The following is a 14,579-nucleotide window of genomic DNA, read 5'->3' on the forward strand; positions in this document are numbered from 1 at the left end:
ATGAATGAACAATGGACGGAAACTCGATTGCTCGAATATATTGGCCAAATCGAGCTGCCAGACGCGAAGCTGGCGCAGGTGGCGCAAGCTCACAGCGATCAATTGACCAAGCCTCCGGGCAGTCTTGGCAAGCTGGAGGCAGTAGCAGCCCAGCTTGCCGGTATAACGGGAAGGCTGTGGCCTGATCTATCGCAGCGCACGGTGGTCATTATGGCTGGCGATCATGGCGTATGCGAGGAAGGGATAAGTGCGTTTCCCCAGTCGGTAACGCCGCAAATGGTGTACAATTTCCTGCAGGGCGGCGCTGCGGTCAATGTACTTGCCAGAGCCGCAGGCGCCAATGTTGCCTGTGTTGACGTCGGTGTTGCTGCCGAGCTGGAGCATGAACGGCTTATTAGCCGCAAAATTATGCATGGCACGCATAATATGGCCAAAGGCGCAGCAATGTCGCGCATGCAGGCGGTACAAGCGATTGCTGTTGGCATCGAGGTCGTTGAATCGCTTTTTGCTCAAGGCAGCCGCATGTTTGCTACGGGAGAAATGGGGATCGGCAATACGACAGCCAGTGCAGCTATTGTATCAGTTATGACAGGCATTTCAGCGCAGCAGGCTGCCGGGCGCGGTACAGGGATTAGCGATACGATGCTGGAGCATAAGGCAGCCGTCATTAAGCGGGCTATTGCGGTCAATGCACCGCGAGTGGATGATCCGCTTGATGTGCTGGGCAAGCTGGGCGGTCTGGAAATCGCCGGGCTTGTCGGGGTTATTATTGCAGCTGCCAAGCTGCACTGCCCGGTCGTGATCGATGGCTATATTTCCACCGCTGCTGCTTTGATCGCAGCAGCGCTTGCGCCAAGCTGCAAGCCTTATATCATTGCCTCTCATCAATCGCAAGAGCAAGGTCACGTACATGCGCTCGCTGCTCTGGGGCTGGCCCCATGCATTCAGCTTGATTTGCGAGTTGGAGAAGGAACTGGCGCGGTACTATGCTTTCACTTTATCGATGCGGCTTTAAAGCTGATGCAGGAGATGGCTACCTTCGCCAGTGCCGGCGTCGATGGCAAGCATGCCGATCAATAGCAGCCTATCGTTTAAAGCTGCTGCTTGCAACATTTACAAGTACAGAAAGGGATGGACGTCGTGGCAGTTTTAATTACGGGTGGAGCACGCAGCGGCAAGAGCCGCTTTGCCGAGCAGCTTGCAGCGCATCGCTATAAACGCGGCATTTATATCGCAACCTCGGAAGCGCTTGATCAAGAGATGGCTGATCGAATAGCGAAGCATCAAGCGGAACGAGCACAATCCGGGTTTAGCTGGCAAACGCTTGAGGAGCCGTTGCATTTGTCTGAAGCGCTGCACAAGCTCGCCACCGGACAGCAGACTGACATGGAGCAGACGGTGGTGCTCGTAGATTGCCTGACGCTTTGGCTGAGCAATTGGTTTTTCATGCTGGATGTTGAGCATCAAGGCAGCAGCAAGCTGCATGCGGTCGTACTAGCGCTTGCCGAGCAGGTTCGGAACTATCCATATCCGCTCATTATCGTCAGCAATGAGCTTGGTGACGGAATCGTGCCGGCAGATGCTTTAAGCCGCAGCTATCGCGACGAAGCAGGTCGCTTGAACCAAGCGATTGCCGAGCATTGCGAGCAGGTGTTTTTAGTGACGGCGGGCATTCCTGTCGATCTAAAACGAATCGCTTATCGCTGGGAGGAGCAATGATTCTCTACAGCTTGCAGGAAATATGTTTAATGATCGCGGCAGCTATCGTAATCGATTGGATAATTGGCGATCCGAAATACCCGACCCATCCCGTTATCTATATCGGGCGTCTTACTAAAGCGCTTGAAGCTCGACTTTATAATAAGAGCCGTACATACAGCGAGCGCAGTTTGCTGGCAAGAGGCGCGCTGCTTACGGCAGCCGTATTGCTGCTGAGCGGAGCGCTTATGCTGGCAATCGTCTGCTTTAGCGACTGGCTGCATCCATGGCTCGGCTATGCGGTCAGCACATGGTTTATTTCTACGACAATTGCTGTAAAAGGGCTAAAGGATGCGGCAATGCTTGTTTACTATCCGCTGCTTGAAGGAGACCTTGCTCAAGCTCGAACCTATATCGGCTATATTGTCAGTCGCGATCAGGAGGTTATGGGAGAGCCGGAAATTACGAGAGCAGCGGTAGAGACGGTTTCGGAAAATATAGTGGACGCCTTTATTTCCCCGTTGTTTTGGGCTTTAATCGGCGGAGCGCCTATGGCGATGGGTTATCGCGCGGCTAATACGCTCGACTCTATGGTTGGCTACCGCAATGAGCGCTATGAGTATTTCGGCAAATGCGCGGCGCGACTGGATGATGTGTTGAATTATATCCCAGCTCGTGTGACAGGCTGGCTTATTGTTGCAGTTGCCTTTGTTTTGCCGTTTTGCAGCGCCAGGCAAGCGGCAGCAGCAATCGCCAGATTTGCCTCCAAGCATCCGAGTCCCAACAGCGGCATACCGGAAGCGGCCGTCGCCGGCACGCTAGGTGTGCAATTGGGTGGTCGCAATCGTTATTTCGGAAAATGGGAAACTAGGGCAGTGATGGGCTGGGAGCGTGAAAAGCTGACTGCCAAGCATATTAAAAAAAGTGTTATAATACTTTATAGTGTTTCTATTTTGATATGGTTGGGAGTGATGCTGGCATGGCTGACATCGAGCGTGATCAAGTAAAGCAATACGTATACGCATGTGTTGCGGCCTTTCAATTTCTAACCCGTATTCCGATACCGATGGAGGTACCATTTGACAAGAAAACCTTGCATCGCAGTGTTATTTTTTTCCCGATTGTTGGCGTCATACTCGGATTGCTCATAAGCGGCGCGGCAGCTTTGTTAAGCTTGATCGCCCCTCCGGTTATCTCTGCGGTGCTTGTGCTTGGCTTATGGATTGCAGCAACAGGTGGCTTGCATCTGGACGGCTTAATGGATACCGCAGACGGCGTATTCAGTGGACGAAGCAGAGAGCAAATGCTCGACATTATGAAGGATAGCCGGGTTGGCTCATTTGGTGTGCTGGCGGCAGTTTTCATCATGCTGCTTAAATTTGCCGGATTGTACTTTTTGTTCGAGCAGCAAGCAGCAAATGGCTTGAGCATATCCTGGCTGCTGCTGGCGATTACAGCGGCGATGATGTGGAGCCGTTGGTGGATGGTGATCAGCATTTCCAGCTGGAAGCCTGCGCGAGCTGGCGGTTTGGCGGAATTATTTAATGGCATTAAGCTTCAATATGTGAGTAGCATGACCGCAATTGCTTTATTCATTTACTTGATTGCACTTATGCTGTATGTAATTACGACGGGCGGCAATTTGTACTATGTATGGCTTTCTTTGCTTATTCCGATCTGTACCGCAATAGTTGGCTGGTTGATCGCCAAATGGCTGAAGCGAAAGCTGGGCGGCTTGACCGGCGATACATATGGCGCTATGAATGAAGTTGTAGAGGCACTGAATATTATGCTGGTCGTTATTTTTATTTATCGAGTCTTGCATGGCTAGAAACTAGTTAAATGTGCGGGGGGAAGCCCGGCACATTTTTTGTGCACAAAATTAGCAGTAAGGCGATAAAGGAGTGAGTTGAAGATGCTTGAGCGCTATGGGCATGGCGGTGATTTGCGTTCGGCTGCTGAGCTTTACGGCAGAAAGGAAGAGGAGCTGCTCGATTACAGCTCAAACATGAATCCGCTTGGACCACCGCCTGCATTTCAGGCGATTATTGAACAATATTGGCAGTTTATTGCCGCGTATCCTGACCCGGCGCAACGAGATTTGCTGGAAGCGATTGCACACAGGCATCAGGTTGAGCCTGCCTCGATTATTGCCGGTAATGGCGCTGCAGAGCTGATTGACCTCGTTGTACGCTATATCAATCCCGTGAAAGCAGCAGTATTTTTGCCTTCGTTCGTTGAATATGAGCAGGCAATTGCCAAGGCAAAATGTGAATGTGTCTACATTGCAACAGAGGAGCAGCAGCAGTTTAATCCGACAATGGTTCAGCTTCAGCATTTAATCGAAAAGGAGCGGCCGCAGCTTGTGATGCTGGGCTATCCCAACAACCCGACTGGAGCGCTTATGCCAAGTGAGCAGCTCGACTATTTGCTGGACTCTGGCATCTATGTTGTTGTGGATGAAGCATTTCTAGATTTTCATCTCGAGGAGGAGCGGCTTACGGCAATTAGCAAGCTGCCGCGTTATGAAAAGCTGTTTGTCATTCGCTCGATGACGAAGTTTTACTCGATGCCTGGCATCCGGCTTGGCTATATGCTTGCAGCAGCAAAGCATATTACCGCCTTAAAGCAGCTGCAGGTGCCCTGGAGCGTCAATTCCTTGGCGCAGCAGCTTGGAGTGGCTGCGCTGCAGCAGGATAGCTTTGCCGAGCAAACAAAGCGGTGGCTGGCAGAGGAAAATGCCTGGTTGTCGGCTCAGCTGCGGCAGCTTAAACTGCAAGTATATCCGTCAGTAACGAACTATATGCTGGCAAGGCTGCCGATGGAATGCAAGCTGACTAGCGGGCAGTTGCAGCAGCTAATGGGGCAGCGCGGCATCCTGATTCGCGATGCAGGCAAATTTCGCGGCCTGGATGCTTCATATATTCGTCTGGCAATCAAGGAGCGCGCCAGCAATGAAAGGCTGCTGCAGGAGCTGAAGCATGTATTGGCGCAGCAGCAAGTGGAGGCAGCCAACGAAATTTAATACGAATAAATATTTTTATATGGGTGGTGGGAGAATGAGTCAGGCAGTATTAGTCAACACTATTTTAAACCATGGTTAAAATTGGAGGTTAGCAAGGAGATCATGTCATATGAAGCAATGGATGAAAATCTTTGCAGTTAGTGCTGGCGGCATCATTACAGCACTGATCTTGCTGCTGCCCTTGCAGCCGCAAGCAAAAGCGGAAGCAGCTGCGCCTATAACAGATGAGCTCGTCTATCATTTAACTGAAGCAGAAGCCTATCGCAATGGCGAACGTATTGATCTCGACCCGCCTGCAGCAGTTATTGACGACAACGTGTATTTGCCGGTCAAATTTCTTGGAAATTTCTTTGAGCTGAGCGTCAGCTACGATGCAGCGTCGAAAACAGCGCGACTTGCAGATCAGCAACGCTCTTTCCAGTTTGATCCCGGCAAAGGTCTTGTTACGGTCAATGGCAGCCAGCTGGAGAGTCAGCATATCGCCATTGTACAAAATGATCGCATTATGGTGCAGCTTGCCTGGCTTAGCGAGCAGCTTGGAGCAGATTATCTGTATGTGCCGCAGGAGAGTAAGATCGTCGTTCGCTACGAGCATTCAAGCCTGGCGCAAAAACCAGCCAACGCCAAGCCTGTTGCCAAATTCGCCGTAGACAAGCAGGCTTATGCGATTGGAGAAACGATTACATATACCAATTTGAGTTATGATCCCGATGCGGATGCTGTGTCACTGTCATGGACTGGCAGGGAAGATGCCTTCTTTACCGCCGGTGAGCATGAGGTGACGCTGGTAGCGATTGATCAAAACGGCAATCGCAGCGAGCCTTATACGAAAAAGATCACCGTGACCGAGCAATTTATGTTTTCAGCGTTTGAGTATGGCGTATATAGCGGCAAGCCGGGCAGCTACATTGAAGCAAACGATCAGCGATTTAACGATCAGCTGCTGACGCTGCCGGAAGCAAGCAAAAAGGTACGCTCTGTTGAAGCGCGCAAGCTGCTTGTCAGCGACAGTCCTGAAAATATAAAAGAGGCTGGTATTCTGTACCAGGACCATATTGAAGGAAAAGCGAGACTGTATGCCAACCATGTTAATGAGATGGACCGCGGAGTTACATTGGCGATTCTCGCGACGAACGATACGGAACATCCTGTGACGCTCAAAACGACGCGGCAGGGTGCGTCACAACCATCGCAGTTCGCAATGATCGTTGGCAGCGAAGCGGCAATTGACTTTTTAAGCGATGAATCTAGCGATGTGGAGAGTGATCGAGCGAGTGGCAATTCTGGCGACGAACTGCTGACGATCGCGCCTGGCGAGACCGCCGTTTATCGGCACTTTCCAGCTTTAGCGCCAAAGTATGGCGTGAATGCCATTTATGATGTAGAGGCATCTGGCGAGCTGCTTATCTCCTTTGTCGCGATTGAGGATCGTATGGATGAGGATGAAAAATCGAGCTCAGATCGCTCGGTTATGGGGCAAATGGGCGCTGATCCAGCAGGGCAAACAGAAGCAGAAACAGAAACAGTAAATCAAGCGGATCACGCCTACCTGCATGACAATGCTCCGTTAGACGCAATCGCTACCGGGCCTGTCAGCGAGCTGCTTGATTTGCCCAAGCTTTCTTACAATGGGCATGTGCGAGGCAGCTTTAATCGCTCCGAAATTGTATGGGATGTGTATCCGAGCAAGCAAGGCAGGAAGCGGGTTCAACGGCTGATGATCGCGGATGGCAGCAGCGATCCGTTTATTCAAGGCTTTGATCCGCAGCGGGACAGCGTTGCACCATTGTACGGCAACTACGGAGCTGTCTACAATATTACGATTCATAAGCCCGGCAGAATGGCGATTCTGCTTATGGCGCGAGGCGGCTCATTCAAAGGCGCATTCAAGGTGAACGAACAATTCGTACGCGTGCCCTCCTCAGGCATGCTGAATGCATTTGAAGGCTTTGTCACGCTTGCCACTACCAAGCCGGATGATAAGCAGCTCACCCTTCAGTTTATGCCGCCTGCCGGCTCCTCACTGCCGATTATGCTTGTACTGTACCCATTGGATAAACGAGCAGCTTGGCTGGACTAGTCGTAAACAAACAAAATAAAAGAACCGATAGAAATATTGCAGAAAGCTGGCGCCTGCCGGCTTTTTTGCATGTCAGGCCTGCTGTCAACCTGCACAACTGGACTACTCTTTGACCGAAGCTTGTAGTAAAATATATTTACCTTATAGTGAGAGTTCAAAAAGCACGGTTTTCAGGACGCCGAAAAAGCGACTTGTGACTACATCGTCATCAAAGTTGGGCTTTTTGAACATCCTCTTATATTAAATAGGTGACAGGCGCGATTTAGATTGATAGTGTCGTAAACGGATTAGGAGGAAATTGAGTTGGAAACGTTAATGTGGGTCGCTGGTTATGTGCTATTTCTTAATGTGTACTTATACTGGCTAATGGGCAAGGATAAGGCTGCAGCCAAAAAGAATCAGCCGCGTATTCCAGAGCGGCATTTTTTTCTGTTCAGCGCGCTGGGCGGAGCGACAGGCGCATATCTTGGCATGCAGGCGCACCGTCACAAAACACAGCATCGCAGCTTTAAAATCGGCTTGCCGATTATGATTGCTGTACATATTGCAATCGTTATTTTAATCGTAGGAGTGCTAATGTAATGGATTTGCGCATGCAATTTTTATCCTTTTTCGTCATTCAATCGGAATCTGAAAAAGGCACTTCAGGCAGCTTTAAAGCTTTTAAGCATTATCAGACGATGGACGGCGATGAATATGAGGATAGTGCGCTCAAGCAATTTTTAGACGAGGAATTTATTAAAATTGTGAAGCGCAAAGCGGAGCGCCATCCGAACGCGCCCAATCCGCCAACCAAAGTTGGCATGTTTATCGTTGAGCCTGGCTATGAGCTTGGCAGCAATCCCAATTATAATTTGTTTCAGCGCATCCGCGAGGCTGACTCGAAGGAACGCTTTCATAGCTTGAGCGATGAGCTGATCCGCATTTATATGGACACCTCCGCAGTGCGCGGCGGTGCTTTTATTGTCGCACTGTCTACACTTAATACATTTTTTGACGAGCCGTTTTTGTTTATATTAAAATGTGATTTTGAGCCTAAAATCGCGCGCATTGCCGACGAGCGCCAGTTGATTTCCGAAGTGGAAATGGCGATTAGCGCGCGCAGCATTAAAAGCATTCAGTATCCGCATATGGAGCAGGATGGATTGTTGGAGCGCTGGGAGCTGAAAATTCATCAAGCCTCGCATGCTCGTTATTTTGAGGATTTTCTCAAATATGTCAGCTACGAGAAGCCGATTCCTGAAGTGATGAGCGAGCAGGTAGTGGAAATGGTGCATCAATTTATTGATACGAAATGGCAGGATACGGAAAGCGTCGAACGGGCGCAGGAGGAGCAGGCTGTCGAGCTTTGGGCTGCCAGCGAAAAGCGCGAGCTGCAGGAGTGGTGGAGTCCGGAGCAGGTGATCGAAGCAAATGCCAGCCTGATTCAGCAAAAGGAAGATTTGACAATGAGCTTTAAGCTCGGAAATGTCACCGTAAAAGGGCTGCTGTCTGATTTCGGCGGCACCGTCCATCTCGCCAAGCATAACGGAAAGTATGTAGTCGTTATTGAGGGAGACGGCATTCAATTCGAAAAAGGGATGTCCCCGATCGAGCTGCTTGCACCGCCGGAGCTGGAGGATATTATACCGATTATCGGGACTGCTGCTGAAGCAGCTGCTGCAGCGGAGCATGACCATGATCGTATATACGAAAGCGGTTCTGCTGCTGCAGGCCATGATCGCAGCGCTTATACGCAAAATGCAGCTGAGCAGGGTGGAGATGATGATGCTCCGCCATGGTAGCATCTCTTTTGGACGTGCATAACGAATGAATAATTCACCAGCGATGAGGAACGCTAAGTCGGTATATTGACAAAAGAGGTGGTCTTCATATGTACGTGAATATTCTGCTCTTTATACTGCTGCTCATCATGACGGCATTTTTTGTTGCGACCGAGTTTTCGATCATTCGCGTGCGGCCAAGCCGCGTGCAGCAATTGCAGGATGAAGGCGTCAAGAACGCCAAGGCGCTAAAAATTGTAACGACCAATCTCGACGGCTATCTGTCGGCTTGCCAGCTTGGAATTACAATCACCGCGCTTGGTCTCGGCTGGCTAGGCGAGCCAACGGTGGCCAAGCTGCTTCAGCCAGTCATTGAGCTGCTACCTTTAACGAATGAAATTAGTCATCTTGTATCGTTTTTGATTGCCTTTATATTTGTCACTTATTTGCATGTCGTGCTTGGCGAGCTCGCCCCTAAAACAGTTGCGATTGTTAAGGCTGAAGCTGTGGCGCTCAAGCTTTCACCGCCGATTATATGGTTTCATAAAATCGCATTCCCGTTTATTTGGCTGCTTAACGGCTCGGCCAATGCGCTTGTGCGGGCAATGGGCTATCGCAATGTCAGCGAATCTGAGTCGCACAGCGAGGAGGAAATCAAGCTTATCCTTAACGACAGCTACGAAAGCGGCAAAATCAACGAAAGTGAATTTGACTTTATGAGCCGCATTTTCGAGTTTGATACAAGGCTGGCACGCGATATTATGGTGCCGCGCACCGATATGATATGCATTTATGTGGAAAATACGAAGGATGAAAACATTGCAACGATTATGAATGAGCGCTACACCCGTTTCCCGGTCGCACAGGGCGATAAGGACAATATTATCGGGATTCTGAATACAAAGGTCTTTTTGTTCCATGCGATGAGCAATGAGCTGGAGGAAAGAGATGTGCGCAGCATGATGCAGACTGCCATGTCAGTGCCGGATACAATCCCGATTCGCAAGCTGCTTACGATTATGCAAAGAGAGCGAATCCATATGGTTATCTTGCTTGACGAATATGGCGGCACTTCGGGTCTTATTACGATCGAGGATATTTTAGAGGAAATTGTCGGTGAAATTCGCGATGAATTCGATACGGATGAAAAGATGGAAATCGATCGCATTAATGAGTGGCGCTTTCTGGTGGAGGGCCGTGCTTTAATCGAGGATGTCAATGATATGACCGGGCTCGAGCTTGAAGGAGGAGAAACTCATACGATTGGCGGCTGGCTGTATCAGCTGCAGCCGGATTTGCAGGAGGATAAGGAATGGCAATACGATTCAGCAACCTTTATTATTCGCGAACGGGATGAAAATCGGATTCGCAGTATTGAAATTATCGTTGAATCGAATGAAGAGGATATGTCTGGCCTGGGTCATGCATAGAATAGAAAGGGTACAAGCGGTATCTGCTGCTTGTCGCTTTCACTTTGGAAAAGGTTGGGGGAGACCGTTGTGTTTGATATTATTTCTGCGATTATTATGGGGGTCGTTGAAGGATTAACGGAGTTTTTGCCGGTTTCATCAACAGGACATCTTATTCTTACGGCACATTTATTAGGCTTTGAAGGGGAACGAGCCAAAACCTTTGAGGTTGTCATTCAATTCGGCGCCGTGCTTGCTGTGCTGGTGCTTTACTTTAAGACGTTTACGAAAATACTTACCTTCAAGCTTGGCAATGGCGTCAATTTCCTGCATATATTGCTGGCGATGATGCCGGCAAGTGTAGTTGGATTGCTTGCTCATTCCTTTATTAAGCAGTATTTGTTTGGTCCGCAGACGGTGCTGATTGGACTTGTGCTTGGCGCGATTTTAATGATCGTTGCTGATCGCAGCAAGCGAACGGTTACGGCGGAGACGATTGACGACATATCGTACAAGCAGGCCTTTTATATCGGCTGCTTTCAAATTTTAGCGCTCTGGCCTGGCTTCTCGCGCTCCGGCTCGACGATTTCAGGCGGCATGCTGACAGGAACTAGCCAAAAGGCCGCTGCGGAATTCACCTTTATCGTATCGGTGCCGATTATGGGAGCTGCCAGCCTGCTGGATCTTATCGAAAATCGAGCTGGGCTGACAGGCTCGGATTTGCCGCTATTCCTTATCGGCTTGTGCGCTTCCTTTGTCGTCGGCATGCTCGCAGTCGTTACCTTCGTTAACCTGATGAAAAAACTGAAGCTTTCCTGGTTCGCTTATTATCGCTTTGCGCTTGCGGCAGTCTTTTTCTTTATTTTATTTTAATAATGTCGATTAAAATGAAGGCAGCAGCTTGATTAATTCAAGCTGCTGTTTTTTTAATCTTTAGCGGCTGAATGCCTGGCACCCTGCCAAAATAGCTCGATCGCCTGCTCGACGATTTCCTCAAGCGGCATAGTTTGCAAATTCAGATGGTTTTTCATCGTCAATAATGAGATAAAAAGATGTGCCAAAATTAGCGGACGATGAGCTGCAGATACTTCGCCGCGCTCGATCGCTTGCTGAAAGGCATCAGTCAGCACCTCCTGCAGCCTTGCTTCGGCATCGCGGATTTGCTTGCTTTGCTGCTCACTCAGCTCCTTGGAGGCGTCACGCATTAACGACTCAAAATCGAGATGAGCGTTGCTCATTTGCTTAAATGCGATTTTTTTGAGCTGAGCCTTTAATGGCAGCGGCTCCTGCAAAATCGTTTTTGTCGATTGATAGGCGATATCGAGCACATAGCTCAGGCATTCCGTAAACAATGTCGCTTTATTGCTATAGTAATAATAGACGCTGGCCTTCGTCACACCGCAGCGCTTGGCTGCCAGCTCAAGCGATACGCTATCATAGCCGATTTCCATAAATAGAAAAGCGGCTGTGCGCAATATATTCTCCTTCGTCTCAGAATGCTGCAGCTTTGGTCTGCCTGGTTTTCGCTTCGCGGGCTGTTGACTGTTCATAACGAGCTGTCCTTTCACATAAATTTCATCTATTTGCTTGATTTAAAGATTGATTATTCCAACACTGCATACATATAATTAATTAACTGAATGGTATATAAAAATATTATTGCAAATGGAGGAGTATTCATGCTTCAAAAAATAGCTGCCTGCTTTACTGGCAAAATAAGCAGGTGGGTCACGCTTGCTGTCTGGATCGCTGCTGCTGTTCTATTAACCTTAACATTACCAGCTGCAAGCGACAAGGTACAAAATAACGCCGACAATCTTGCTGATTCCGCACAGTCGATCGCTGCCGCTGCTGTGCTTGAGCAGTATTTCCCGAACTCCTCGGGCGTTCCCGCGCTGCTTGTCTGGCAGCGAGAGGGCGGACTTGAGGAGGACGATTTCCGAGTGATGCAAAGCTTGGCTGAGCAGTTGACCAATGAGCCGCTGCCAGCGCTGGAAGCAATCCTTCCTTTGCATATGCTGCCACCAGCTGCCTTGCAGGCAATGACCTCAGAGGATGGCAGCACGCTCATTCTGCCGATCAGCTTTACCCAGGAAACAGAGACGGAAATATTGAAGGAAAATCTGCTCGCCATCAAGCAAAATGTAAATGAGCTGGCGCAGACAGATGTTTTTGCCGCTCAAGTCGATCAAGGGCTCATTGCTCGCTTTACAGGGCCGGTTGGCATCTCGGTGGACGCAGCGGATTTGTTTTTGGATGCGGACATCGCGCTGCTTATTGCGACTGTGCTGCTTGTGCTCGTACTGCTGCTTTTCATTTATCGCTCACCGCTGTTAGCTATTATACCATTAATCGGTGTGGGCTTCGCTTATTTGGTCACGAGCCCGATTCTTGGCTGGATGGCCAGCCAGGGCATGATTGCGATTGATTCCCAGTCGATCAGTATTATGACCGTGCTGCTATTCGGAGCGGGAACCGATTATTGCCTGTTCCTTATTACTCGCTATCGCGATGAGCTGATGCACGAGCGGAGCACAACAGCCGCGCTTATGCAAGCCTTTAAAGGCGCATCCGGAGCAATTGCGATGAGCGGCTTCACTGTTGTAATTGCACTGCTGGTGTTGCTGCTTGCGCAATATGGCTCAAGTCATCGCTTTGCGATACCATTTTCATTGTCTATTCTCATTATGGGCTTGGCCAGCCTGACGCTTGTGCCAGCTATCCTTGCTATTTTCGGGCGCGCTTCCTTCTATCCATTTGTGCCGCGCACTGACGAGATGGAGCAGGAGCGTGCTGCCAAGCGCAGCAAGCCTGTGCAGCCGCGCAAGGAGCAGCATCGCCGCTGGAAAAGAATTGGCGCATTTGTAACGGAGAAGCCATGGACCGTTATCGTAAGCAGCATCGTTATTTTATTCGCTTTAGGCTTGGCGGCGCTGCAGACCGAGTACAAGTACGATTTGCTGTCATCGTTCCCGGATGACCTGGAATCGCGTCAAGGCTTTGCGATCATTGGCGAGAAATTCAGCGAGGGCGAGCTGGCGCCTATTACGGTGGCAACTACAGCCGATGCAGCTACTATAAGAGAGATGCTAAGCGAGCATGAGCTGATTCATCATGCCTCGGATATTACTGCAAGCGAGGTGGATGCTCGTTACAGCAGCTTTGAGCTAATATTGAACATTGATCCTTACTCGAATGAAGCGATGGACGTTATCGCTGTGCTGGATAAGCAATTAGAGCAGGAGGCTGGAGCGGGCAATTACTGGATCGCAGGCCAAACTGCTCAGCAATACGATGCGCAGCAGGTGCAGACGCGAGACAACATGGTCATTATGCCGGTCGTCATAGCGCTTATCGTATTGCTGCTGCTCGCTTATTTGCGCTCGATTATTGCAACGTTCTACCTCGTTGTCACGGTGCTTCTATCCTTTGCTGCTTCACTGGGGCTGGGCTGGATCATTCTGCATAACTTGTTGGGCTATGACGCGATTCAGGCTGCGATTCCTCTGTATGCCTTCGTATTCCTGATTGCGCTTGGCGAGGACTATAATATTTTTATGATCTCAAGCATTTGGAAAAAAGCGAAAACGATGCCGTTGAAGCAGGCGATCAAGGAAGGAGTAGGGCAAACCGGCGAGGTCATTAGCAGTGCAGGACTTATTCTTGCAGGAACCTTCTTTGTTCTCTGCCAAATGCCGCTTACCATCCTCGTGCAGTTTGGGGTCATTACCGGAATTGGCGTGCTGCTCGACACATTTATTGTGCGACCATTCCTCGTGCCTGCGATTACACAGGTTTGCGGCAAATGGGCGTTCTGGCCAAGCAAGCAACAGACGCAGGCAGAGCGAAAGCAGGAGTCGTTTAAGCAGATGTAGCAGGTGTCTGGAACCTTTCGTCCCCTTTTCGCGTTGTAATGGTAGAGACTAGAAAGGGGGATTGCCGTTTGAGAAATAATAAAAGCATGCCGCTTGTGCTAATCGCTGCGCTTCTGACAGTAATCGGGCTTGGCGCGCTTGGTGCATTTGGCTCTGAAAAAGCGTATGCCTGCTCATGCGCGATGTTTGAAGGCTATGCAGATGCGCTTGAAACGAGCAGCCATGTACTGGATGCAACGGTTGTCGCGGTTAAGGAGAAAAATCAGCAGGAGCTTGATGTTACCTTATCCGTTGCGGCCGTATGGAAGGGGGAGGCAGAGCATGAGATGCAAGTCGTCACCGCCTCGAATTCGGCATCCTGCGGCTATCATTTTGAAGCGGGCAAGCGATACGCGGTATTTGCCAATGCGTACGATGGTGAGCTGCATGTATCGCTCTGCAGTGCGACAAGCGAGCTGTTCGATGACTCGCCTATTTTCGAGGAGCTGGGCCAGCCCAAGGAGCTTGCTGTTGACCGTGATCATATGAATGGCGAGCTGCTGTCTTCGCCGCCAGAGGAGAGCGACCCGCTCAGTCCGGAGCAAATCAAGCTGAATGTATCCGAAGAGGAGCTGCAGCAGCAGCTGGATACTCGCAAATCACAGCTGCTGCTTGTGTTCGCCGCTGTTGGTGGCTTGCTGCTCGTTGCTGCTGTCGTCATGCTGTTGATGCGCAGAAGACGTTAAGCGT

General features: G+C 49.9%; 13 protein-coding genes. 12 read left to right on the forward strand and 1 reads right to left on the reverse strand.

Annotated elements, in window-relative coordinates; translation table 11 throughout:
* The 10 genes from cobT (at nucleotide 1) to KJS52_RS01590 (ending at nucleotide 10,848) form a co-directional block, all read left to right on the forward strand.
* Nucleotides 1-1,080: a nicotinate-nucleotide--dimethylbenzimidazole phosphoribosyltransferase gene (cobT, locus tag KJS52_RS01545; RefSeq protein ID WP_213512881.1), complete on the forward strand. Its 1,080-nt coding sequence runs from the start codon at nucleotides 1-3 to the stop codon at nucleotides 1,078-1,080.
* Nucleotides 1,081-1,131: 51 nt separating this feature from the next.
* Nucleotides 1,132-1,719 (forward strand): bifunctional adenosylcobinamide kinase/adenosylcobinamide-phosphate guanylyltransferase, encoded by a 588-nt coding sequence (gene cobU, locus KJS52_RS01550; RefSeq protein WP_306433560.1) that lies wholly within the window; start codon nucleotides 1,132-1,134, stop codon nucleotides 1,717-1,719.
* Nucleotides 1,716-2,705, forward strand: coding sequence for an adenosylcobinamide-phosphate synthase CbiB (gene cbiB / locus KJS52_RS01555; protein WP_213512882.1), 990 nt, complete (start codon nucleotides 1,716-1,718; stop codon nucleotides 2,703-2,705). The genes cobU and cbiB overlap by 4 nt, the downstream gene beginning before the upstream one ends.
* Entirely contained in the window at nucleotides 2,678-3,529 is an 852-nt protein-coding gene (gene cobS, locus KJS52_RS01560; RefSeq protein ID WP_213512883.1) for an adenosylcobinamide-GDP ribazoletransferase, read from the forward strand. The genes cbiB and cobS overlap by 28 nt, the downstream gene beginning before the upstream one ends.
* Nucleotides 3,530-3,613: 84 nt before the next feature.
* Nucleotides 3,614-4,723 carry a threonine-phosphate decarboxylase CobD gene (gene cobD / locus KJS52_RS01565; protein ID WP_213512884.1) on the forward strand — a complete coding sequence of 370 codons (1,110 nt, stop codon included), beginning with the start codon at nucleotides 3,614-3,616 and terminating at the stop codon, nucleotides 4,721-4,723.
* Between the two features lie 109 nt (nucleotides 4,724-4,832).
* Nucleotides 4,833-6,803 (forward strand): stalk domain-containing protein, encoded by a 1,971-nt coding sequence (locus KJS52_RS01570; RefSeq protein ID WP_213512885.1) that lies wholly within the window; start codon nucleotides 4,833-4,835, stop codon nucleotides 6,801-6,803.
* Between the two features lie 303 nt (nucleotides 6,804-7,106).
* Entirely contained in the window at nucleotides 7,107-7,385 is a 279-nt protein-coding gene (locus KJS52_RS01575) for a DUF1294 domain-containing protein (protein WP_246563032.1), read from the forward strand.
* A complete protein-coding gene (locus KJS52_RS01580) occupies nucleotides 7,385-8,587 on the forward strand; it encodes a DUF3900 domain-containing protein (protein WP_213512886.1) in 1,203 nt (400 codons plus the stop codon). The genes KJS52_RS01575 and KJS52_RS01580 overlap by 1 nt, the downstream gene beginning before the upstream one ends.
* 89 nt (nucleotides 8,588-8,676) lie before the next feature.
* Nucleotides 8,677-9,996: a hemolysin family protein gene (locus tag KJS52_RS01585; protein ID WP_213512887.1), complete on the forward strand. Its 1,320-nt coding sequence runs from the start codon at nucleotides 8,677-8,679 to the stop codon at nucleotides 9,994-9,996.
* Between the two features lie 69 nt (nucleotides 9,997-10,065).
* On the forward strand, nucleotides 10,066-10,848 hold the full coding sequence (locus KJS52_RS01590; RefSeq protein ID WP_213512888.1) for an undecaprenyl-diphosphate phosphatase: 783 nt from the start codon (nucleotides 10,066-10,068) through the stop codon (nucleotides 10,846-10,848).
* Between the two features lie 53 nt (nucleotides 10,849-10,901).
* On the opposite strand, the gene KJS52_RS01595 is transcribed toward KJS52_RS01590, so the two are convergent.
* Nucleotides 10,902-11,525 carry a TetR/AcrR family transcriptional regulator gene (locus KJS52_RS01595; protein WP_213512889.1) on the reverse strand — a complete coding sequence of 208 codons (624 nt, stop codon included), beginning with the start codon at nucleotides 11,523-11,525 and terminating at the stop codon, nucleotides 10,902-10,904.
* A 129-nt stretch (nucleotides 11,526-11,654) separates the two neighbouring features.
* Here KJS52_RS01595 and KJS52_RS01600 point away from each other — a divergent pair, with 129 nt between their 5' ends.
* On the forward strand, nucleotides 11,655-13,850 hold the full coding sequence (locus tag KJS52_RS01600) for an MMPL family transporter (protein ID WP_213512890.1): 2,196 nt from the start codon (nucleotides 11,655-11,657) through the stop codon (nucleotides 13,848-13,850).
* A gap of 68 nt (nucleotides 13,851-13,918) precedes the next feature.
* Nucleotides 13,919-14,575 (forward strand): hypothetical protein, encoded by a 657-nt coding sequence (locus KJS52_RS01605; protein ID WP_213512891.1) that lies wholly within the window; start codon nucleotides 13,919-13,921, stop codon nucleotides 14,573-14,575.
* Nucleotides 14,576-14,579 lie beyond the last annotated feature (4 nt).

Source organism: Paenibacillus montaniterrae, assembly GCF_018403185.1.
Taxonomy (GTDB): Bacteria; Bacillota; Bacilli; order Paenibacillales; family Paenibacillaceae; genus Pristimantibacillus; species Pristimantibacillus montaniterrae.